11 protein-coding genes and 1 pseudogene are annotated in these 23,509 nt (G+C 72.5%); 9 read left to right on the top strand and 3 right to left on the bottom strand.

All coding sequences use genetic code 11. The features are described 5' to 3' along the window. Positions 1-187: 187 nt before the first annotated feature. The 3 genes from ACFYZY_RS03520 to ACFYZY_RS03510 all read left to right on the top strand — a co-directional run bounded on the left by ACFYZY_RS03520 (position 188) and on the right by ACFYZY_RS03510 (position 6,385). Complete coding sequence (locus tag ACFYZY_RS03520) at positions 188-1,999, top strand: ABC transporter ATP-binding protein (RefSeq protein WP_388689090.1); 1,812 nt, start codon at positions 188-190, stop codon at positions 1,997-1,999. Next, positions 1,996-3,837, top strand: a complete 1,842-nt coding sequence (locus tag ACFYZY_RS03515; RefSeq protein WP_388689088.1) for an ABC transporter ATP-binding protein — start codon at positions 1,996-1,998, stop codon at positions 3,835-3,837. Before ACFYZY_RS03520 ends, ACFYZY_RS03515 begins: the two co-directional genes overlap by 4 nt. 520 nt (positions 3,838-4,357) lie before the next feature. Then, the gene (locus ACFYZY_RS03510; protein ID WP_388689086.1) at positions 4,358-6,385 is read left to right on the top strand and encodes a M4 family metallopeptidase; all 2,028 of its coding nucleotides are present in this window, start codon (positions 4,358-4,360) and stop codon (positions 6,383-6,385) included. 186 nt (positions 6,386-6,571) lie between these two features. Here the strand turns inward: ACFYZY_RS03510 and ACFYZY_RS03505 are convergent, their stop codons facing one another. Both ACFYZY_RS03505 and glgP read right to left on the bottom strand, forming a co-directional pair. Then, a complete protein-coding gene (locus tag ACFYZY_RS03505; protein ID WP_388689085.1) occupies positions 6,572-7,789 on the bottom strand; it encodes an MFS transporter in 1,218 nt (405 codons plus the stop codon). A gap of 234 nt (positions 7,790-8,023) precedes the next feature. Then, positions 8,024-10,573: an alpha-glucan family phosphorylase gene (glgP, locus tag ACFYZY_RS03500; protein ID WP_388689084.1), complete on the bottom strand. Its 2,550-nt coding sequence runs from the start codon at positions 10,571-10,573 to the stop codon at positions 8,024-8,026. A 664-nt stretch (positions 10,574-11,237) separates the two neighbouring features. Here glgP and ACFYZY_RS03495 point away from each other — a divergent pair. The 6 genes and pseudogenes from ACFYZY_RS03495 (at position 11,238) to glgB (ending at position 21,156) form a co-directional block, all read left to right on the top strand. Further along, positions 11,238-11,702: a hypothetical protein gene (locus ACFYZY_RS03495; RefSeq protein ID WP_388689083.1), complete on the top strand. Its 465-nt coding sequence runs from the start codon at positions 11,238-11,240 to the stop codon at positions 11,700-11,702. 90 nt (positions 11,703-11,792) lie between these two features. Continuing rightward, positions 11,793-12,598 (top strand): annotated as a pseudogene (locus ACFYZY_RS03490) (IS5 family transposase); the annotation flags it as partial. Between the two features lie 683 nt (positions 12,599-13,281). Continuing rightward, positions 13,282-15,276: an alpha-1,4-glucan--maltose-1-phosphate maltosyltransferase gene (locus ACFYZY_RS03485; protein WP_388689081.1), complete on the top strand. Its 1,995-nt coding sequence runs from the start codon at positions 13,282-13,284 to the stop codon at positions 15,274-15,276. Further along, a complete protein-coding gene (gene treS / locus ACFYZY_RS03480; RefSeq protein WP_388689080.1) occupies positions 15,273-16,985 on the top strand; it encodes a maltose alpha-D-glucosyltransferase in 1,713 nt (570 codons plus the stop codon). Before ACFYZY_RS03485 ends, treS begins: the two co-directional genes overlap by 4 nt. A 231-nt stretch (positions 16,986-17,216) precedes the next feature. Next, positions 17,217-18,566, top strand: coding sequence for a maltokinase (locus ACFYZY_RS03475; protein WP_388689078.1), 1,350 nt, complete (start codon positions 17,217-17,219; stop codon positions 18,564-18,566). A 205-nt stretch (positions 18,567-18,771) separates the two neighbouring features. Further along, positions 18,772-21,156: a 1,4-alpha-glucan branching enzyme gene (gene glgB, locus ACFYZY_RS03470; protein WP_388689076.1), complete on the top strand. Its 2,385-nt coding sequence runs from the start codon at positions 18,772-18,774 to the stop codon at positions 21,154-21,156. Between the two features lie 18 nt (positions 21,157-21,174). On the opposite strand, the gene ACFYZY_RS03465 is transcribed toward glgB, so the two are convergent. Next, positions 21,175-23,418 (bottom strand): HelD family protein, encoded by a 2,244-nt coding sequence (locus tag ACFYZY_RS03465; protein WP_388689075.1) that lies wholly within the window; start codon positions 23,416-23,418, stop codon positions 21,175-21,177. Positions 23,419-23,509 lie beyond the last annotated feature (91 nt).

The following is a 23,509-nucleotide window of genomic DNA, read 5'->3' as shown; positions in this document are numbered from 1 at the left end:
CCGATCGGTTGACGGCGGGTACGACTCCGGGCCGGACGGGAACGGGAGGAACCGGACCGGGGGCGCGGGGGCGGGGCGCCGCACGGGGAGGCCCGGGGACGGGGCGCCGCGGGACGGGGGGCCCGGGGACGGAAGGGCCGGAAAACCGGGTGAGCCGTGTCAGTGGTGAACCGTAAAGTCGGACCTGATGCCCGAGAAACCCTTCCCCCCAGCGAAGTCCCCCGACCGTTCGGCGGTGCGCGTCCTGCTCCGCCTGTGGCCGTACGTGCGCCCCGTGCGGAAGCGGTGGATCACGGCCGCCCTCGTCGCCGTGGTCGCCTCCTGCCTGTCGCTCGTCATCCCGCTCGTCCTGAAGTGGATGGTGGACGGGCCGGTCGCGGACCGGGACCCCGGGGGCGTGTGGCTGGGCGCGCTGTACCTGCTGCTGCTCGGGGTCGCGGAGGCCGCGCTGTTCGGCTTCCGCCGCTGGCTGGTCGCGCGGCCGCTCGCCGGGGTGGAGGCGCGGATGCGGTCGGAGCTGTACGCCAGGCTCCAGCGGCTGCCGATCGCCTTCCACGACCGGTGGGCGTCGGGCCAGCTCCTCTCGCGCGGGACCACCGACCTGATGCTGGTGCGGATGTTCCTCGCCTTCCCGCTGACCTTCCTCCTCGTCAACGGCGTGACGATCCTCGCGGGGTACGTCCTGCTGCTCGCCCAGGACTGGACGCTCGGCCTGGTGCTCCTGACGCCGGTGCTGCCGCTGGTGGTCCTCTGCTCGCTCTTCGAGAGCCGGTACGGGGTGGCGGCGCGCACGGCGCAGGACCAGGTGGGCGACCTGACGACGGTCGTGGAGGAGAGCGTCCTCGGCATCCGGATCATCAAGGGCTTCGGCCGGCACCGCAGCCAGGCGCGGGCGTTCCGGGAGCTCTCCGAGCGCCTGCGGGGCACCGAGCTGGTCAAGGCCCGGCTGCTCGCCACGATCTGGGCGGTCATCACCGTCGTGCCGGAGCTGGCCATCGGGGCGGCGCTCGTCCTCGGCACGGTGCGGGTCGCGGACGGGGAGCTGTCGGCGGGCACGCTGGTCGCGTTCCTGACGACGGCGCTCGCGCTGCGCTGGCCGGTGGAGTCGATCGGCTTCCTCCTCGCGATGAGCCAGGAGGCGGTGACCGCCACCGAGCGGTACTTCGAGGTGATGGACGCCGAGGAGGAGTCGGACCCGGCCCCGGCGGACGCCGTGCCGGCCGGGGGGCCGAAGGACGGGCCGGACGGGGGCCCGGACGGGGTGCGCTTCGAGAACGTGTCGTTCCGCCACCCGGACGCCCCGGAGGACGCGCCCCCGGTCCTGGACGGCGTCGACCTGCACATCCGCCCCGGCGAGACGCTGGCCCTGGTCGGCGGGACGGGTTCGGGCAAGACCACCCTCACCTCCCTCGTGCCCCGCCTGCACGAGGTGACCGGCGGCCGCATCCTCCTCGACGGCGAGGACATCGCGCTGATGGGGCGGGAGCGGCTGCGGTCCCTGGTGTCGGTGGCCTTCGAGGAGCCCACCCTGTTCTCCGCCGGTGTCGGCGAGAACGTCCTGATGGGGGCCGGCGAGGGAGCCGGCGAGCCGGAGCTGCGGCGCGCCCTCGCCGTGGCGCAGGCGGACGGTTTCGTGGACCGGCTGCCCGAGGGCGCGGCGACCCGGGTCGGCGAGCAGGGCCTGAGTCTGTCGGGGGGCCAGCGGCAGCGGCTCGCCCTGGCGCGCGCGGTGGTCGGCAGGCCGCGCTTCCTGATCCTGGACGACCCCCTCTCCGCCCTCGACGTGCACACGGAGGCACGGGTGGAGGCGGCCCTGCGGGAGGTGCTGCGGGAGACGACGGCCCTGGTGGTGGCGCACCGCCCGTCGACGGTGATGCTGGCCGACCGGGTCGCCCTGCTGTCCGGGGGCCGGATCGCGGCCGTGGGCACCCATCAGGAACTGCTGCGCGACAGCGAGGAGTACGCCTGGCTGATGTCGGGCGGGAAGGAACGGCGATGACGGACACCACGCTCACGCAACCCCCCGCCGCCGCCCCGCCGGAGGAGACGGACCGCTTCGACCGCGACGACCTGCCGGCTCCCCCGGGGGCGACGGGCGCCCTGCTCCGCTCGCTCCTGTCCGCGCACCGGGCACGGGTCGTGGTCGCCTCGCTGGTCCTCCTCGTCAAGGAGGCGGCGGTGCAGGCGGGCCCGCTGCTCGTCGCGTACGCCATCGACCGGGGCGTCCCGGCCTTCCGGGCCGGCGACCACGGCCCCGTGATCGCCGTGGCGGTCGGCTACCTCCTCTGCGCGGCCCTCGGGAGCCTCCTCCAGTACGCCTTCGTCCGGGGGGCGGCCCGGATCAACCAGGACGTCCTGCTCGACCTGCGCGGCCGGATCTTCCGGCACGCGCAGCTGCTGAGCGTCGACTTCCACGAGCGCTACACCTCGGGCCGGCTGATCTCCCGCTCCACCACGGACGTCGAGTCGCTGCGGGAACTGCTCTCGGAGGGCCTCCAGGAACTGATCGGCGTGGTCCTCTCCTTCGTCTCGATCACCCTGATCCTGCTCTGGCTGGACCTGGGGATCGGCGCGGTGGCGACGGCCTCCTTCGTCCCCCTGTACCTGCTCGTACGGCTCTACCGCCGGCGCGCGGGCCGGGCGTACGGCGAGCGGTCCACGGCCATGGCGGGCGTGATCGTGAAGTTCGCGGAGACGATGAACGGCATCCGTCCGGTCAGGGCGTTCCGCCGCGAGCGTGCCAACGACGCCGAGTTCGCCGCGCTCAACCACCGGCACGAGCGGAGCAACGGCGACGCGCTCCTGGAGATGGCCCGCTACGTCGTCGGCTCGCGCCTGGTGGCGAACACGGCGGTGGCCGGAATGTGCCTCTGGGGTGCGTACCGGGTCGCGGAGGGCTCGCTCGAACTGGGCGTCCTGGCGGCGGCCGTGCTCTACGTGCGGCGCCTGTACGACCCGATCGACCGGCTGGCCATGTTCCTCAACTCGTACGAGTCGGCGGTGGCCTCCCTCACCAAGATCGCCGGTCTCCTCGCCCAGGAACCGGGCATCCCGGAGACGACCGCCCCGCGCGAACTCCCGCACCGTCCGGGCGCTCCCGGCCGGGAGGTGGTCTTCGACGGGGTGCGGTTCGCGTACCGCACCGGGGGCGAGGTCCTCCCCCGCTTCGACCTGACGATCCCGGCGGGCCAGACGGTGGCGGTGGTGGGGGCGACGGGCGCGGGCAAGTCGACCCTCGTGAAGCTCCTGGCCCGCTTCTACGACCCGACGGGCGGCCGCGTCCTGCTCGACGGGGTGGACCTCCGCGACCTGACCGTCCCGGACCTCCGGCGCGGGATCGTCATGGTGACGCAGGAGGCGTTCCTGTTCTCGGGCACGGTGGCGGAGAACATCGCGATCGGCCGCCCGGACGCGACCCGCGAGGAGATCGAGGCGGCGGCGAAGGCGATCGGGGCGCACGACTTCATCGCCGCCCTCCCCGACGGCTACGACACGGACGTGCGCAAGCGCGGTGGCCGGATCTCGGCGGGCCAGCGCCAACTGGTCGCCTTCGCGCGGGCCCTGCTCGCGGACCCGGCGGTCCTGATCCTGGACGAGGCGACGAGTTCGCTGGACGTGCCGGGCGAGCGGGCGGTGCAGCGGGCGATGGACACGGTCCTGGCGGGCCGTACGGCCGTGATCGTCGCGCACCGCCTGTCCACGGTCGAGGTGGCGGACCGGGTCCTGGTGATGGAGTCGGGCCGGATCGTCGAGGACGGCTCCCCGTCCGACCTGGTCACGGGCGACGGCCACTACGCGGGGCTGCACCGGGCCTGGCGGGACAGCCTGGTGGGCTGACCCGCCGGGGCCGGCCGCCGGAGCCCCGGTCGCCGGGGCCGGTCGCCGGAGCCCCGGTCGCCGGGGCCGGTCGCCGGAACGGCCCCGGAAGCACGGCTTCCGGGGCCGGACGGCGGCGGGCGGCGGCCTCCCCGGACGCGCCCCGCAGGCCGAAGGCGGGACCCTCACCGCGATTTTCGGCCATCTCCCGGGTGCCGGCGGCCCGTATCCGGCGGGCGGGGCGGAAGGCCGGGGCCCGCGTGCCGGGCGGCCGGTGGACTCCCTTGCGGAGAACGGCGGATGACGAACCGTCCATGATCGATGAAACGTCCGCTTAACGAACGCGCGCGTACCGGCAGCGGACGATTTCCGGCCAACTTGTCGTCGCGGTCCTGACAGGTCCCCGTCATCCCTGCGACTCTCTCCCAGGTTCTTCGCACCAACGTTCGCCGCTTCATCCGAACGTGCTCCACAGCTCTCCTTGCTCCGCCCGGCGGACTCACCCAAGCCCGCCGGTACCCCCCTCGCATAAGGAGTCTGCGTGAGATCCACGCCCAGCCGTCGCGCCACCGCGACCGGTGCTTTGATCGCTGCCGCCGCCATGATCGCCGTGAGCGTCCAGACGGGCGCCGCCACCGCGGCGGACTCCCCGTTCGGGGCCGCTCCCCAGGCCCAGCAGGGCACGTCGGCCAACCCCGGCAAGCTCCCGGCCGACCTCACCCCGGCCGAGCGCACCGCGCTCATCAAGGCGGCGGACGCCGACAAGACCGCCACGGCCAAGTCCCTCGGCCTCAACGCCGAGGAGAAGCTGGTCGTCCGCGACGTCGTGAAGGACCGCGACGGCACGACCCACACGCGCTACGAGCGCACCTACGCGGGTCTGCCCGTCCTCGGCGGCGACCTGATCGTCGAGGAGACCGCGGCGGGCGCCACCCGGAGCGTCACCAAGTCCTCCCGCGCGGAGCTGAAGAACGTCGACACCACCGCCACGGTGTCCCCGGCCGTCGCCGAGAAGCAGGCCGTCGGCCTCGCCCGTGCGGAGGGCTCCGCCGAGGCCGGGGCCGACCGCGCCCCGCGCAAGGTCGTCTGGGCCGCCCAGGGCACCCCCGTCCTCGCGTACGAGACCGTCGTCGGCGGCCTCCAGCACGACGGCACCCCGAACGAGCTGCACGTCGTCACCGACGCCAAGACGGGCGCGAAGCTCTTCGAGTGGCAGGGCGTCGAGAACGGCACCGGCAACACGCAGTACAGCGGCCAGGTGACCCTCGGCACCGCGCCCTCGTACTCGCTGACCGACACCACCCGCGGCAACCACAAGACGTACAACCTGAACGGCGGCTCGTCCGGCACGGGGACGCTGTTCACCAACACCACCGACGTGTGGGGCAACGGCCTCCCCTCCAACAAGGAGACGGCCGGCGCCGACGCGCACTACGGCGCCGCGCTCACCTGGGACTACTACAAGAACGTGCACGGCCGCACCGGCATCCGCGGTGACGGCGTCGGCGCGTACTCCCGGGTCCACTACGGCAACGCCTACGTCAACGCGTTCTGGCAGGACTCCTGCTTCTGCATGACGTACGGCGACGGCTCGGGCAACGCCAAGCCGCTCACGTCCATCGACGTGGCCGCCCACGAGATGACCCACGGCGTCACCGCCGCCACCGCCAACCTGACGTACAGCGGCGAGTCCGGCGGCCTCAACGAGGCCACCTCCGACATCTTCGCCGCGGCCGTCGAGTTCTACGCCAACAACGCCAACGACAAGGGCGACTACCTCGTCGGCGAGAAGATCGACATCAACGGCGACGGCACCCCGCTGCGCTACATGGACAAGCCGAGCAAGGACGGCTCGTCCAAGGACGCCTGGTACTCGGGCATCGGCAACGTCGACGTCCACTACTCCTCGGGCCCGGCGAACCACTGGTTCTACCTGCTCTCCGAGGGCAGCGGCGCCAAGACCGTCAACGGCGTGAACTACGACTCGCCGACCTCGGACGGCCTGCCCGTCACGGGCATCGGCCGGGACAAGGCCGCGCTGATCTGGTTCAAGGCGCTCACCACCAAGTTCGGCTCCTCGACCAACTACGCCGGCGCCCGCACCGGCACGGTCGACGTGGCCAAGGCGCTCTACGGCGCCACCAGCCCCGAGGTCACGGCCGTCGAGAACGCCTGGGCCGCGATCAACGTCGGCGCCCGTCCCGGCGGCGGCACCCCCGGCGGCAAGGTCTTCGAGAACACCGCCGACGTCGCCGTCCCGGACAACGGCGCCGCGGTGACCTCCTCGGTGACCGTCACCGGCGTCACCGGCAACGCCCCGGCCAACCTCGCCGTCGGCGTGGACATCGTCCACACCTACCGCGGTGACCTCGTCGTGGACCTCATCGCCCCCGACGGCTCGGTCTACAGCCTCAGCAACCGCTCCGGCGGCAGCGCGGACAACATCGTCCAGACCTACACCGTGAACGCCTCCACCGAGGTCGCCAACGGCGTCTGGAAGCTCCGCGTCCAGGACAAGGCGTCCGCCGACACCGGTTACATCAACGGCTTCAAGCTGACCTTCCCGTAATCCGGGAGGAGAACGCGGAAGCGACCCGACACGACGGACGCCCCGGGGAACATCCCCGGGGCGTCCCCGTGTCTCCGCGTCTCCCGGGTCCGGGCCCTTCCGAGGACGGTCGGCGCCGGTGGGCGGGGAAGACACCGGGGCTCTCACCGGGACGGCACCGGAACGCTTCCGGCGAAAGGCGGCCGGTCATCCCGTCGCCTCCGCCACGGCCCCACCGGCCTGTGGCCGGGTACGCATGCCCCATCGGGCGAGGGACGGTCCGGCGGCGCCCAGCGCCGCGAAGAACAACGCGAGCAGCAGCCAGCCCGCCGTACCGAGGCCGAGCACCACCGTGGTGAGGATGACGGGGGCAAGAGCCTGGCCCGCGCCGAAGCCGAGGCCGAGGACGCCCTGGTACTGGCCCTGGGCATGGTCGGGGGCGAGCCCGAAGCCCAGGGCGAAGCACGCCGAGGATTCCCAGACCTCTCCCAGACTGTGGACGAAGACCGCTGCCAGGACCAGTCCCACCGCGGCCCAGACCGGGGTGTGCGCCGCCAGTGCCATCGTCGGGCAGCTGACGAGGAAGAAGAGCCCCGCGGTGCGAAACGCCCTGCCGCCGTCGTGCGGGGTCTCGACACGGGAACCGATCCTGGTCTGCGTCAGCACGCAGAAAGCGGAGTTGACGGCGAACAGCGCGGCCACCGTCCAGCGCGGCGCTTCGGTGTGTTCGGAGATCCAGATCGGCAGGAGCAGGGAGACCACCGGGTACTGCAGTCCCATGGCGCCGTAGAGGGCGGTGAACGTCAGGAACGGACGGTCCCTGAAGGCGAGCCGGCGATGCTGTCGCGGCGGTTCGGCCAACACCGGGTAACGGGGCAGCAGAAGCAGGAGCGCCGCGCACAGGGCGAAGCTCGCCGCGTTGCCGAGGATCAGCGTGACGTAGGCACCGCGGGTGTTCGCGGCCAGCGCCAGCCCGGCGCCCACCGTCCCCAGGACGACGCCCAGGTTGACGAAGGTACGCAGCCTGGCCCGGAACAGGGCCGGGCGCTCTCCCCCGACCCGGACCACCAGAGCACCCCAGGCCGCCCCGCCGGCCGCTGCGGCGATCTGGTCGACCGTCGCGACGACCGTGAGCGCGGTCCAGCTCTCGACGAGCACGAGGGCCGCCATCGACACCGCCTGGACCACGAGGGCCAGCATCATGACGGTGCGCGCGCCGCGCCGGTCGGCGAGGTGCCCGCCGGGTATCCCCGCGCACAGGCCGATCACTCCGGCGAGGGTGAGCGCGGCGCCGACCTGTACGGCGGGCAGGCCCACGACCAAGGTGAAGTAAAGCGCCGACGCCGCGTTGAACAAGCCGTTGCCGACCCGGTTGACGAAACTGGCGGCGATCAGCACGCGCTCCGGCCCGCTGTCCCCCGCCATCCGGCCCATTCGGCGCATTCGGCCTGCTGGGCCGCCCTTGGTCATGGGCGGCAGGCTAACAGCAGCCGTGGAGCCCGCCCCGAACGCACCGGGACCGCGGGCCCCGGCGTGGCACGGGGCCCTCCTCGTCGTGCAAGCGTGTCGCCTCGCGTCGGCGCCCCGAACCGGACCGGTCGGTTCGGGGCGCCTCGAACCGGACGGACCGGACCGGGGTGCCCCGAACCGGACCGGCCGCTACCGCATCAGCAGTCCCGCCCCCGCCCCCTTCGTCTCCTCCGGCAGGGCCACCAGGCCGAGTTCGGACGGGTGGGCGAGGAGGGGGTGGGAGGGCAGGACGCGGACCGTGCAGCCGAAGGAGCCGGTGCGGTCGAGTTCCAGGGTGCCCGCGTACGGGAGGCGGCCCTCCAGGTCCGGGCCGCCCGCCGGCTTGAGGGTGACGGTGCGGGTGGCGGTGAGGGTGTCGTCGGCGTCGGCCCGGCCGGTGACGGCCTGGACCTCGACGTCGTCGGGGCCGAGCGCGCCGAGCGCCACCCGTACCCGGACGACCGGGGTCGCGCCCAGCTCCGCGTCGGCCGTGTCGTCCGCGAAGCCGTCGCCGACCTCGACGCGGTCGACGGCCACCCGGGGCCACGCCTCCCGGACCCGGGCCTTCCAGGCGGCGAGGTCCCGGGCGCGGGCCGGGGTGAGCGCCCGGCGGGCGCCGGCGGCGGGGGCGTACAGCCGCTCGACGTACTCGCGGACCATCCGGTCGGCGAGGACCTTGGGCCCGAGGTCGGCGAGCGTGCGCCGGACCATCGCCACCCAGCCGGCCGGCACCCCGTCGGGGCCCCGGTCGTAGAAGCGGGGGGCGACCCGGCGCTCGATCAGCTCGTAGAGGGCGGCCGCCTCCAGGTCGTCGCGGCGCTCCTCGTCGGCGGCGACCGCGCCGTCGGCGGTGGGGATGGCCCAGCCGAAGTCCGGCTCGAACCACTCGTCCCACCAGCCGTCGAGGACGGAGAGGTTGAGGCAGCCGTTGAGGGCCGCCTTCATGCCGCTGGTGCCGCACGCCTCCAGGGGGCGGAGGGGGTTGTTGAGCCAGACGTCGCAGCCGGGGTAGAGGCGGCGGGCCATCTCCATGCCGTAGTCGGGCAGGAAGACGATCCGGTGCCGGACCCGGGGGTCGTCGGCGAACCTGACCAGTTCCTGCACGAGCCGCTTCCCGCCGTCGTCGGCGGGGTGGGCCTTGCCCGCGACGACGAGCTGCACGGGCCGCTCGGGGTGGAGCAGCAGCGACCGCAGCCGGTCCTTGTCCCGCAGCATCAGGGTGAGCCGTTTGTACGAGGGGACGCGGCGGGCGAAGCCGATGGTGAGGACGTCGGGGTCGAGGACGGAGTCGGTCCAGCCGAGTTCGGCGGCGGCCGCGCCGCGCTGCCGCCAGGAGGCGCGCAGCCGTTCCCGCACGTCGGTGACGAGCCGTTCGCGCAGGGCGCGGCGCAGCTCCCACAGCTCCCGGTCGCCCGCGTCGGGGCCGAGCGGGCCGACCTCGGGGGCGACCCAGGTGGGGGCGTGGACGCCGTTGGTGATGGAGGTGATCGGCACCTCGTCGGCGTCGAAGCCCGGCCAGAGCCCGGCGAACATGGCGCGGCTGACGGCGCCGTGGAGGGTGGAGACGCCGTTGGCGCGCTGGGCGAGGCGCAGTCCCATGGCGGCCATGTTGAAGACGCCGGGGTCGCCGCCGAGCGGGGTCTCGTCGCCGAGGGCGAGGACGCGGCCGGTGTCGACGCCGGGGAGGGCGCCGTCCTGGCCGAGGTGGCGGGCGACCAGGGCGCGGTCGAAGCGGTCGATGCCGGCCGCCACGGGGGTGTGGGTGGTGAAGACGGTCCCGGCCCGGACGGTCTCCAGGGCGCTGTCGAAGTCGAGCCCCTCGCCCTGCAGTTCGCGGATGCGTTCGAGACCGAGGAAGCCGGCGTGGCCCTCGTTGGTGTGGAAGACCTCGGGGGCGGGGTGGCCGGTGAGCCGGGTGTACGCGCGGACGGCGCGGACGCCGCCGATGCCGAGCAGCATCTCCTGGAGGAGCCGGTGCTCGCTGCCGCCGCCGTACAGGCGGTCGGTGACGCCCCGCTCGCCGGGGGCGTTCTCCTCGACGTCGGAGTCGAGCATGAGCAGGGGGACGCGGCCGACCCGGGCGGTCCAGACGTGGGCGTGCAGGCTGCGCCCGCCGGGCAGGGCGAGGGTGACGCGGGCGGGGGTGCCGTCGTCCTCGCGGAGCAGGGTCACCGGCAGCTCGCCGGGGTCGAGCACGGGGTACTGCTCCTGCTGCCAGCCGTCCCGTCCGAGGGACTGGCGGAAGTAGCCGTGCCGGTAGAGCAGGCCGACGCCGATCAGGGGGACGCCGAGGTCGCTGGCGGACTTGAGGTGGTCGCCGGCGAGGATGCCCAGGCCGCCGGAGTACTGGGGCAGGGCGGCGGCGACGCCGAACTCGGGCGAGAAGTAGGCGACGGCGGCCGGCAGGTCTCCGGACCGGTGCTGGTACCAGCGGGGGGCGCGGAGGTAGCCGTCGAGGTCCTCGGCGGCGGCGCGCAGCCGGGCCAGGAAGTCCTCGTCGGCGGCGAGGGCGGCCAGCCGGGAGGTTTCGAGGGCGCCGAGGACCCGGACGGGGTCGGTGCCGGCCGGGGCGCCGAGGGAGTCGAAGAGGGCTCGGGTGGGCTCGTGCCAGGACCAGCGCAGGTTGCTCGCGAGGTCGGCGAGGGGTCGAAGGGTGTCGGGGAGGACGGGACGCACGGTGAATCGACGGATTGCCTTCACGTGTTCCACCTTCGCAGGCGAGTACGGAGCGGAGCGGACGCACCACGCTGTGCGTCCGGCGTGCCGCTCCGACGTTAGGGCACGCAGCCCGGCCGGACCGCGGTGCGCGGGCGGCGTCGGCGTGGCGGGTCGGGCGCCCGGGCGGGGACGGGTCCCCTGCACGGCAGATCCGGTAAAATGCTATGACCTCGATGGCAAGTGGAGCCGGCGCAAGGCATTCGAGAAGGCCGGCCGGTGGGCATGGAGGAACAAGTGGGCCATCACTTCCACGGCCCTCATGTTCGTCCCCGGCACCCAACCGATTGCAGCCGCACGGCTTGCGTACACCGCATATCGTGGATACAGGCTTGCCAAATCCGCTCGTTTCACAAGACGCGCCCTCCGCTCCGGCCGCCATGGGGCCATGAGCTACAGGCACGGAAACATGAGCGTGGCAAACTTCGGACGCGCCAAGGGGAGTTGGCACAAGGGATTCCAGTCCGGAAGACGGAATCACCAAGGCCGACGCATCAAGGTGGGCTGGAACTACAGCATGTTCGCCAAGCGGCCCACATTCCGGATCGGTTGGCGGTTCCGTGGGCGCCCGCGGCACTTCACTCTCTCCCGAGGGGGAATCACGAGGTACCTGAATACCAACGACGCGTTGAACGCACGGGAACATCCAGTGTCGATCGAACGCGATCTGATCACTCGTCTAGACGCACTCCTGGACGATCTCAGACCCGCAGGTATCGCACAGAGTTACGCACTCTGGCACCTCGGCACAGCCCTGCCCGAAGAACCGAACACAGAGATCATCCTGCCAATCGTCTGGGATCTGGAAATCTCCGTTCGCGTAAAACTGGACAGTCGCCGAAAATTCACCGTCGGATGGGGAGGAGAGCTTGGCGAGCCCGACCTCTTCACCTCTTCGGAGATCCAGGACGCGCACGTGGAAGAGATGATCGAAGCCGTGAATGAGGAGCTGGCTCGAGAGATTCACCTCACCGAGAGGAGAGTTCTCTTCGGGGGACCTACCGAGTTTCACATCAAAACTCCTTCGGGGTGGGTCGACATCTCACGGGGAGGAATTAGATCCCAGGAGAGAAGAGTTAATCGCGCCAGGCGTAAACTGACCCTACTGGCGTGATTCACGAAAGGCCCCGGGAATGAAGATGCTCCCGGGGCCTTTCGCCTTTCCAAGAGGATGTCTCACGTGGCCCGAGCTGCACGGGGCATGATGCTGCTTGTGGCTGGTGATCTTTCCTCTCGCCCTGCTCCTGACGGGTTGTGGGCTTCGACGGAGTCCTTGTTGCCGAAGTTCGCACCTCGGAAGCAAGGTGGGGGCACGGCTCCGGCCGACGAGCGGCAGGCGTTCGCTGCGGTGGTGTGTGTGCTGGCCAGCGGGTGTGCGTGGCAGTTGCTGCCCGACACCTTCGGCGTCCCGCCGGCGACCGCGCACCGGCGGTTCACCGCATGGACGAAGGCGGGGCTGTGGCGTCGTCTGCGCCGGGCGGTCCCGGACGGGCTCGGCGCCCGGGGCGAGCCGGACTGGACCTCGGTCATCGTGGACGCCGCCCGCGTGCGGGCGAAAAGGGGGATTCGCCGACCGGACCGAGCCCGGCCGATCGCGGCAAGAAGGCCAGCGAGCCGCATGTGCCGTCCGAGGCTCAGGGCATCCCGCCGGCTGTCGCCGTGTCGGGGGCGAACACCCACGACAGCCAGGCCCTGAAGGCGCTGATCCGCGGGACACCCGCCATCCGTTCCCGTCGCGGGCCACGCCGGCGCCGGCCGGGAAAGCTCCGGGCGGACAAGGCGTACTTCTCCGCCGACCACCTGGCCCGGCTGCGTGAACGCGGCATCGTCCCAGGTATCGCCCGCCCCGGGATCGAGTCGAGCGAACGGCTCGGCCGGCACCGCCGGAAGATCGAAAGATCGATCGCCCGGCTGTTCGGCTACCGCCGCCCCACCGTCCGATACGGGCGGAAGGGCTCGCACTTCCCGGCCTTCCTCGGCCTCGCAGCCGCCCCGACCTGCTATCGGCGCGGACTGTCGTGTGTGCGGTTGCACGTGGGCGGGCCCTACGGAGAACGGACAACGGACAGCGATGAACGACCCCCACAACCCCGCCCGCCCCCGGCCACCCCTCACCCGTCCCCGCACCGTCCATCCCTCACCCCCACCCCCGCCCGTCCCGGCCACCCCTCACCCCCACCCCACCCGTCCCGTCCGCCCCTCACCCGCCCCTCACCCGTCCGGCCCCGTCCGCCCCCATGGGCACATCGCGTCCGGGGCACCCGTCTCCTCACCCGTCCGGCCCCCGGCCGAACGGAGGTCCGGCCCCGGCCGGAAGGAAGGCGCGAGGGAACAGATCCGGCCGTCTTCGGAGGTGACTTCAGGCGGTTCCGGCCCCCCCGACGTGCTCCGTCGGGCCCCTCCCCGCGAGGTCGGGCCCCTTTTCCCGTCCGACTCCCGGCCTTGCCGGTTCTGCTATGACCCAGTAGTCGACAAAGCGCCGGATTGCCCGAGGGTGCACCATGGGAAGGCTTCTCCGGTAACGCCAGGCACCCGTCCGTTCCTGACCCCCTTTCACCCCCGTGGATCGACCGTCCGGGTGAACGCGAACGGGAGCGGCCACGCCCGCGACCCCCCGGCCGCCGGCGGAGCTAGAAAGAGCGCACCACCACCCGCACCCCCGTAAACCGTCAGGTGATGCTGTGAATCCGCTCATGGGACGCATTCCCGTACTGGACGTCCGCCCACTGGTCGACTGCGGCCGGCGCCCCGCGAAGGCGGTGGCCGGAGAGACCTTCGAGGTGACGGCGACCGTCTTCCGCGAGGGTCACGACGCGGTCGCCGCCAACGTCGTGCTGCGCGGTCCTTCGGGCCGTCCCGGCCCCTGGATCCCCATGCGGGAACTGGCCCCGGGAACCGACCGGTGGGGCGCCGAGGTCACCCCGGACGCCGAGGGCTCGTGGACGTACGCCGTCGAGGCGTGGAGCGACCCGATCGCGACCTGGCGCCACGTCGCCGGGATCAAGATCCCGGCGGGCATCGACTCCGAACTGGTCCTCGCCGAGGGGGCCGAGCTGCACGAGCGGGCCGCGAAGGGCGTTCCGAAGAAGGGCGGCGGCCGGGAGACCGTGCTCGCCGCGGCGGACACGCTGCGCGACCCGTCCCGGCCCGCCGCCGTCCGCCTCGCGGCGGCGCTCGCGCCCCGGGTGGTGGAGATCCTGGACCGCCACCCGCTGCGCGAACTGCTCACCTCCTCGCCGAAGTTCCCCCTCCGGGTGGAGCGGGAACGGGCCCTGTACGGCGCGTGGTACGAGTTCTTCCCCCGCTCCGAGGGGGTACGCACGGTCGACGGCCGGACGGTCCCGGGGAACTTCCGCACGGCCGCCGAGCGGCTGCCCGCGGTGGCGGCGATGGGCTTCGACGTGGTGTACCTGCCGCCGGTGCACCCCATCGGCGAGACCCACCGCAAGGGCCCCAACAACTCCCTGTCGGCGTCGCCGAGCGACGTGGGCGTGCCGTGGGCGATCGGTTCGCCGGAGGGCGGGCACGACGCGCTCCACCCGGACCTGGGCACCTTCGAGGACTTCGACGCCTTCGTGGCGCGGGCCCGGGAGCTGCGCCTGGAGGTCGCGCTGGACTTCGCGCTCCAGTGCTCGCCGGACCACCCGTGGGTGGAGAAGCACCCGGAGTGGTTCCGCCGGCGGCCGGACGGCTCGATCGCGTACGCGGAGAACCCGCCGAAGAAGTACCAGGACATCTACCCCATCGCGTTCGACGAGGCCGGCGACGACATGGACGGGATCGTCGCGGAGACCGTCCGGGTGCTGCGGCACTGGATGGACCACGGCGTCCGGATCTTCCGCGTCGACAACCCGCACACCAAGCCGGTGGTCTTCTGGGAGCGGGTGATCGGGGAGATCAACCGGGCCGACCCGGACGTGATCTTCCTGGCGGAGGCGTTCACCCGGCCCGCGATGATGCGGGCCCTGGGCGCGATCGGCTTCCAGCAGTCGTACACGTACTTCACCTGGCGCAACACCAAGGAGGAGCTGACGGAGTACCTGACGGAGCTGTCCCGGGAGACGGCGGCGCAGATGCGGCCGAACCTCTGGGTGAACACCCCCGACATCCTGCACGCCTACCTCCAGGAGGGCGGCCGGCCCGCGTTCGAGGTGCGGGCGGTGCTCGCGGCGACGTTGTCCCCGTCCTGGGGCATGTACGCCGGGTACGAGCTGTGCGAGAACACTCCGCTGCGCGAGGGCAGCGAGGAGTACCTCGACTCGGAGAAGTACGAACTGCGGCCGCGCGACTGGGAGGCGGCGGAGCGGTCGGGGGCCACGATCGTCCCCCTGATCACCGCCCTGAACCGGATCAGGCGCCGGAACCCGGCGCTCCACCGGCTGCGGAACCTGGTCTTCCACCACGCCGACAACCCGCAGGTGATCGCGTACAGCAAGCGCGCGGGTTCGAACACCGTTCTGGTGGTCGTCAACCTCGACCCGCACCACACCCAGGAGGCGACGGTCTCGTTGAACATGCCGGAACTCGGCCTCGACCGGCACGAGACCGTGCCGGTGCGCGACGAGCTCACCGGCGAGACCTATCACTGGGGCAGGGCCAACTACGTGCGCCTGGAACCGGGCGTCACGCCCGCGCACGTGCTGATCCTGCGACCGTCCCCGCAGACCGGAGGGTCACCCACCTCATGACTGTCAACGAGCCCGTCCCCGACACCTTCGAGGACACCCCCGCCAAGGACCGCGATCCCGACTGGTTCAAGCGGGCCGTCTTCTACGAGGTCCTCGTCCGCTCCTTCCAGGACAGCAACGGCGACGGCGTCGGCGACCTGAAGGGCATCACGTCCCGGCTGGACTACCTCCAGTGGCTGGGCGTGGACTGCCTCTGGCTGCCGCCGTTCTTCAAGTCCCCCCTGCGGGACGGCGGCTACGACGTGGCCGACTATACGTCGGTGCTCCCCGAGTTCGGCGACCTGGCCGACTTCGTGGAGTTCGTGGACGCGGCCCACCAGCGCGGCATGCGCGTGATCATCGACTTCGTCATGAACCACACCAGCGACCAGCACATGTGGTTCCAGGAGTCGCGGCGCGATCCGGACGGGCCGTACGGCGACTACTACGTCTGGGCCGACGACGACAAGCAGTACGCGGACGCCCGGATCATCTTCGTCGACACGGAGACCTCCAACTGGACCTTCGACCCGGTCCGCAAGCAGTACTACTGGCACCGGTTCTTCTCGCACCAGCCGGACCTCAACTACGAGAACCCGGCGGTGCAGAAGGAGATCCTGTCCGCGCTGAAGTTCTGGCTGGACCTGGGGATCGACGGCTTCCGGCTCGACGCGGTGCCGTACCTGTACCAGCAGGAGGGCACCAACTGCGAGAACCTCCCGGCCACCCACGCCTTCCTGAAGCGGGTCCGCAAGGAGATCGACGACCACTACCCGGACACGGTGCTGCTCGCGGAGGCGAACCAGTGGCCCGAGGACGTCGTGGACTACTTCGGCGACTTCCGGTCGGGCGGCGACGAGTGCCACATGGCCTTCCACTTCCCGGTCATGCCGCGGATCTTCATGGCCGTGCGGCGCGAGTCCCGCTACCCGGTCTCCGAGATCCTGGCGAAGACCCCGGCGATCCCGTCGGGCTGCCAGTGGGGCATCTTCCTGCGCAACCACGACGAGCTGACCCTCGAGATGGTCACGGACGAAGAGCGCGACTACATGTACGCCGAGTACGCCAAGGACCCGCGCATGCGGGCCAACATCGGCATCCGGCGCCGGCTCGCCCCGCTCCTGGACAACGACCGCAACCAGATGGAGCTGTTCACCGCGCTGCTCTTCTCGCTGCCCGGTTCGCCGGTGCTGTACTACGGCGACGAGATCGGCATGGGCGACAACATCTGGCTGGGCGACCGGGACGGGGTGCGCACCCCGATGCAGTGGACCCCCGACCGGAACGCCGGGTTCTCCTCCTGCGACCCGGGCAGGCTGTACCTTCCGGCCATCATGGACCCGGTCCACGGCTACCAGGTGACCAACGTCGAGGCGGGGATGGCCTCGCCGTCGTCGCTGCTGCACTGGACGAAGCGGATGATCGAGATCCGCAAGCAGAACCGGGCGTTCGGGACGGGGACGTACACCGAACTCCCGGCGTCGAACCCGGCCGTGCTCGCCTTCCTGCGCGAGACCGCTCCCGAAGAGGGAATGGACGCCGACCTCGTCCTCTGCGTGAACAACTTCTCGCGGTTCGCACAGCCGACCGAGCTGGATCTGCGCCGCTTCGCCGGCTGCCACCCGGTGGAGCTGATCGGCGGGGTGGAGTTCCCGGCCATCGGGCAACTCCCGTACCTCCTGACCCTCGCGGGCCACGGGTTCTACTGGTTCCGCCTCAGGAGGGCCTGACACCGCACCGGTTCGGCCACGTCCGCGGTGGGGCGGTTTCGCCCGTCCCACCGGGGGCACGTGAACCCACACGATTCAGGTCCATACGGGCCTTCTTCCCGGGCCCATACGGATCTTCCCCTTCCGACACGTCCCGCACTTCCGGACAGCCCAAGCCGCCATCCGGGACACTCTGCGCATTTGAACGTATACGAACGCCATTTGCGCGCCCCGGGGAAAGGACGCGACGCCATGCCGGAGACCGCATCCACCACCCGGGCGCCGGACGCCCTCCTTCCGTCCCTCGCCCCCCTGCTCCACGACTGGCTGCCACGGCAGCGCTGGTTCGCGGGCAAGGGCCGGCGGGTCACCGGATTCACCCTGGACGCGGCCACCGAGCTGCTGCCGCTGGACGGCCCGGGGCCCGGCCTCCTCCATCTGCTCGTACGGGTCGAACAACCGGGCCGCCCGGCCGGTTCGCCCCCCGACTGCTACCAGTTGCTCCTGGGCGTACGGGCGCAGCTCCCGCCGCGCCTCGCCCCCGCCCTGATCGGGCGCGTCCGGCAGGGACCGCTCGCCGGACGGGCCGTCTACGAAGGGCTGCGCGACCCGCGGCTCGCCGGCCTCCTCTACGAGCGGCTGCGCACCCCGGGCCGGACCGGCCCCCTGCGCTTCCACACCACCAGCGCCCTGCCGGCCGCGCTCGCGCCCCGCGTGCTCGACGCCGAGCAGTCCAACTCCTCGCTCGTCTACGGGGACGCGTACATCCTCAAGATCTTCCGCCGGGTGAGTCCAGGCGCCAACCCCGACCTGGAGCTGCCGCTCGCGCTCAGCCGGGCCGGCTGCGGCCGGGTGCCCTCGCCGGTCGCCTGGTTCGAGTCGGGGGCCTCGACCCTCGGGGTGCTCCAGCCCTACCTCCGGGACTCCCGGGACGGCTGGCGGCTCGCGCTCGACGCGCTGGCCGCCGGGCGGGAGTTCACCACCGAGGCGCGGGCGCTCGGCCGCGCCACGGCCGAGGTGCACCTGGCGCTCGCCGCCACGCTGCCGACGCGGCGGCTGGGGAAGGAGGAGGCGGAGCGGCTCGCCGGCGCGATGGACCGGCGGCTCCACGCGGCGGCGCAGGCCGTGCCCGCGCTGCTGCCGTACGTGCCGGGGCTCCGGGCCGTCTTCGCGGCGGCGAGCGGCGCCCCGGGGGCGGGGGCGCTCCAGCGCATCCACGGCGACCTGCACCTCGGGCAGACCCTGCGGGGCGCCGACGGGGCCTGGGCGGTCATCGACTTCGAGGGCGAGCCCGCGAAGCCGCTGGACGAACGGCGCAGCCCCCAGCCCACGGTCCGCGACATCGCCGGAATGCTCCGCTCCTTCGACTACGCGGCCCGCACCCACCGCCCCTGGAACGCCGACTGGGCGGCCCGCTGCCGCGCCGCCTTCTGCGCCGGCTACGCGGAGACGGCGGGCGCCGACCCCCGCTCGGACCCGGCGCTCCTGCGGGCCTACGAAACCGACAAGGCGGTCTACGAGGTCGTCTACGAGGCCCGCCACCGCCCGGACTGGCTCCCGGTCCCGATGGCCGCCGTCGAACGTCTGGCGGCGCTCCCGTGAGCTGCCCGTACCGGTCCGGCGTCCCCGCCCGGACGGGCGCTCCCCCGTCCGGAGCGGTGCTCCGGGCCGCCGTGCCCCCGCCCGCCCGCCGGAAGCCCGGCCCGCCCCGTTCGGCCGAGTGTCCCGGACGGCCGGCGGACCGTTCCGTATGCGTGTACCCCCCGTTCCCCTCCCCCTCTTCTCCCGTCCTCCAGGAGGCTTCGCCGTGACCGCCCGATCCGCAGGAAAGACGTCCACAGCCAGGAAGGCGCTCGCGTCGGACACTGCCGGGAAGGTTCCCCTGCCGGACCGGCCCGCCGTGCGGAAGGCGCCCGTGCCGGACCGCCCCGCCGTGCCGAAGGCGTCCGCTCCGGACCGGCCGGCCGTGCGGAAGGCACCACCGCTCGACCCGGGCGACCGGGCACGGCTGCTCGCCGGCGAGCACCACGACCCGCACGGGGTGCTCGGCGCGCATCCGGTGCGCGGCGGGGTGGTGGTGCGGGTGCTGCGCCCGTTCGCCCGTGAGGTCGCCGTCCTCGTCAAGGGCCGCCGGATCACGCTCCACGACGACGGGGACGGCCTCTTCTCGGGGCTGCTGCCGCTGCTCCGCAAGGTGCCCGCGTACGAGCTGCGGGTACGGTACGACGGACCCGACGGACCCGACGGGGCCGCCGGCGGCACGGAACTGGCCGTGCAGGATCCGTACCGCTTCCTCCCCTCGCTCGGCGAGCTGGACCTCCATCTGATCGGGGAGGGCCGCCACGAGGAGCTGTGGAAGGCCCTCGGCTCCCGGGTGATGACGCACGAGGGCGTGACCGGCACCCGTTTCGCGGTCTGGGCGCCCAACGCGCGCGGGGTGCGGGTCACGGGCGAGTTCACCTGCTGGGACGGCACGGGGCTGCCGATGCGCTCGCTCGGCTCGACGGGCGTGTGGGAGCTGTTCGTGCCGGGGATCGGCGAGGGCGCCGTCTACAAGTACGACATCACCCGGCCGGACGGTTCGCACACCCTGCGGGCGGACCCGATGGCCCGCCGGACCGAGTGCCCGCCGAACACCGCGTCGATCGTCACCGAGTCGCACTACGCGTGGGGCGACCGGGAGTGGATGGAGCGGCGGGGCGACCGCCCGGCCCACGAGTCCCCGCTCTCGGTGTACGAGGTGCACCTGCCGTCCTGGCGGCCGGGCCTCGGCTACCGCGAGCTGGCCGAGCAGCTGCCCGCGTACGTGCGGGACCTCGGCTTCACGCACGTGGAGTTCATGCCGGTGTCCGAGCACCCCTTCGGCGGCTCGTGGGGCTACCAGGTGACCGGGTTCTACGCGCCGACGGCCCGGATGGGCACGCCGGACGACTTCAAGTACCTGGTGGACGCGTTGCACCGGGCCGGGATCGGGGTCCTGATGGACTGGGTCCCCGCGCACTTCCCGAAGGACGACTGGGCGCTCGCGGAGTTCGACGGGCGGCCGCTGTACGAGCACGAGGACCCGCGCCGTTCGCACCACCCCGACTGGGGGACGCTGGAGTTCGACTACGGGCGCAAGGAGGTGCGCAACTTCCTGGTCGCCAACGCCGTGTACTGGTGCCAGGAGTTCCACATCGACGGCCTGCGGGTGGACGCGGTGGCCTCGATGCTCTACCTGGACTACTCGCGCGAGCACGGCGAGTGGGTGCCGAACGAGTTCGGCGGCCGGGAGAACCCGGACGCGGTGGCGTTCCTCCAGGAGATGAACGCGACGGTGTACCGGCGCTGCCCGGGGATCGTGACCTTCGCGGAGGAGTCCACGGCCTGGGACGGCGTGACGCGCCCCACGGACCAGGTGGGGCCGGGCGGCTTCGGCGGCCTGGGCTTCGGCATGAAGTGGAACATGGGCTGGATGCACGACTCCCTGGAGTACGTGCAGAAGGAGCCGGTGCACCGGAAGTACCACCACGACGAGATGACGTTCTCGATGGTGTACGCGTACAGCGAGAACTACATCCTGCCGATCTCGCACGACGAGGTGGTGCACGGCAAGCGGTCGCTGGTGTCGAAGATGCCGGGCGACTGGTGGCAGCAGCGGGCCAACCACCGCGCCTACCTGGGCTACATGTGGGCCCACCCCGGCAAGCAGCTCCTCTACATGGGGCAGGAGTTCGCGCAGGGCGGCGAGTGGTCGGCGGACCAGGGCCCGGACTGGTGGCTGCTCGACCCGGCGTACGGGGCGGAGGCCGACCACCGGGGCGTGCGGGACCTCGTCCGCGACCTGAACGCGGTGTACACGGCGACGCCGTCGCTGTGGGAGCGGGACACCTCCCCGGAGGGGTTCGCGTGGGTGGTGGGGGACGCGGCCGACGACAACGTCTTCGCGTTCCTGCGCTTCGACGGCCTCGGCTCGCCGCTGCTCGCCGTGTCGAACTTCTCGCCGGTGGTCCGGGACGGCTACCGGCTCGGCGTGCCGGACGCCTTCGCGGCCTGGACGGAGGTGCTCAACACGGACGCGGCCCGGTACGGGGGCTCGGGCGTGGTCGGCACCGACCCGGTGAAGACCGAGTCGGTGCCGTGGCACGGGCGGTCGTCCAGCGTGCGGATGACGCTGCCGCCGCTGGCGACGGTCTGGCTCAGGCCGGCTTGAAGGGCACGGCGGGCGTGATCACGCGGGCCTGATCACGCCCAGGCGCTGGGTGGCCCGGGTCAGCGCCACGTACAGGTCGTTCACGCCGTGCGGGGCGCCGGCCCGGATGCCGTCCGGGTCGACCACGAGGACCGTGTCGAACTCCAGGCCCTTGGCCTGCCGGGGGTCGAGCAGGACCACCGGGCGGGTGAGGTCGGGGGCGGTCCCGTGGGCGGCGTCCGGCAGGGCGGCCAGCAGGGCGGGGTGCAGCCCCGCCGGGGCGATCACGGCGAGCCGCCCGTCGGGGCGGAGTTCGGCGGCGACCGCGTCGGCGGTCTCCCGCACCGGGTCCGGGACGGTCCGGTCCCAGGGCTCGACGCCGGTGGAGCGCACCGAGCCCGGCGGTTCGAAACCGGGGTCGGTCTCCCGGCGGACCCCGGCGGCGACGGCCATGATCTCGGCGGGCGTCCGGTAGTTGACGCCGAGCCGGACCAGTTCCCAGCGGTCCTCCACGTACGGGGCGAGGATGTCCTCCCAGGCGCCGACGCCGGCCGGGTCGCCGGTCTGGGCGGGGTCGCCGACCAGGGTCATGGAGCGGCTGGGGCTGCGGCGCATGAGGAGCCGCCAGGCCATCGCGGAGAGCTCCTGGGCCTCGTCCACGATGATGTGCCCGAAGGCCCAGGTGCGGTCGGCGGCGGCCCGCTCGGCGGCGCTGCGGTGGTCGGCCTCCTCGTGGCGCTCGGCGAACCGCTCGGCGTCGATGATGTCGTGGGCGGAGAGGACCTCGGAGGCGTCCTTGTCCTGCTCCTCCTTGTCCTCGAACTCGTACGTGCGGGAGGCGTAGGAGACGTCGAGGACGCCCTGCGCGTACTGGATCCGCTTCTGCCGCTCGGCCTCCTCGGCGGCGCGGGCGGCCGAGTCGTCCTCCCCGAGGAGTTCGGCGGCCTCGTCGAGCAGGGGCACGTCGGCGGGGGTCCACGCGTCCTCGTCGTGCTCCCCGCGGCGGATCGCGTCGGCGTCGGCGTCGGGCAGGTGCGTGGGGTCGGCGAGGTAGTCCGCGAGGAAGTCCCGCGGGGTGAGGGCGGGCCAGAGGGTGTCGAGGGCGGCGTGGACCCCGGGGTTGGCGGCGACGCCCTTGGCAAGCAGGGCGATGTCGTCGGGGCCGAGGAAGTTGGGGCCGCCGTAGGGGTCGGCGCCGATCCGGTCCGCGAGCTGCCGCGCGAGGTCGTCCAGGACCCGGAAGACGAAGTACGGGCGGGCGAGGTTGTGCGGGAGGGCGGTCTCGCGGGCCCGGTGACGGGCCTCCAGGGCCATGCCCCGGTCGATGACCAGGTCCCCGTCCTCGTGGGGGACGACGAGGGGCTCGTCGCGTTCGGGGACCCGCTGGCGGTCGCGCACGGCGGCGGCGAGGGCGCCGGCCATGGCGGCGGAGCCCTTGACGGCGGCGGCGCGCGGCGTGTCGGTGCCGGTGGCGCGGACCCCGGGGAAGAGTTCGGCGGGGGTGGCCAGGAGGACGCCGGTCTCGCCGAGGGAGGGCAGCACGTTGCCGATGTAGCCGAGGAAGGCGGGGTTGGGGCCGACGATGAGGACGGCCCGCTTGGCCAGCTGCTCGCGGTGGGCGTAGAGGAGGTACGCGGCGCGGTGCAGGGCCACGGCGGTCTTGCCGGTGCCGGGGCCGCCCTCCACGACGAGGACGCCCCGGTGCGGGGAGCGGATGATGGCGTCCTGCTCGGCCTGGATGGTCTGCACGATGTCGTGCATGCGGCCGGTGCGGGCGGCGTCGAGCGAGGCGAGCAGCACCTCGTCGGCGTCCCGGCCCTCGTGTCCGGTGCGGGTGGCGTCGGTGAGGTCGAGCACCTCGTCGTGGAGGGCCGTGACCGTACGCCCGGCGGTGCCGATGTGCCGGCGGCGGGAGAGGCCCATGGGCTCGTACCCGGTGGCGAGGTAGAAGGGGCGGGCGACCTCGGCGCGCCAGTCCACGACGAGGGGGGTGCGGTTCGGGTCGTCCTCGCGGATGCCGAGCCGGCCGATGTGGTGGTCCCGTCCGTCGCGGAAGACGAGCCGGCCGAAGCAGAGCCCGCTCTCCCCGGCGTTGAGCGCGGCGAGCAGCCCGGACTGCTCGGCGACCATCACGTCCCGTTCGAGCCGGCTCTGGTTGTTGCCGACGCCGGGGGTGCGCAGGGCCCGCCCGACGGCGTCCTCGGCCTGGTCCCTCAGGGCGTCGAGTCGTGTGTAGAGATCGGTGATGAATTGTTGTTCATTCCGAAATTCCTCGGTTGACAATTCGACTCCCGGCGCGGTACAGTACGTTTATTGAGCTTCTCCGTGAATTGCAGGCGCACTTGGGTGCGCCTTTTTTGTGTGCAGACACGGA

Origin of the sequence: Streptomyces sp. NPDC001744 (genome assembly GCF_042892575.1) — a bacterium.
Classification (GTDB): Bacteria; Actinomycetota; Actinomycetes; order Streptomycetales; family Streptomycetaceae; genus Streptomyces.
This window is presented reverse-complemented; position numbering and strand designations above follow the sequence as displayed.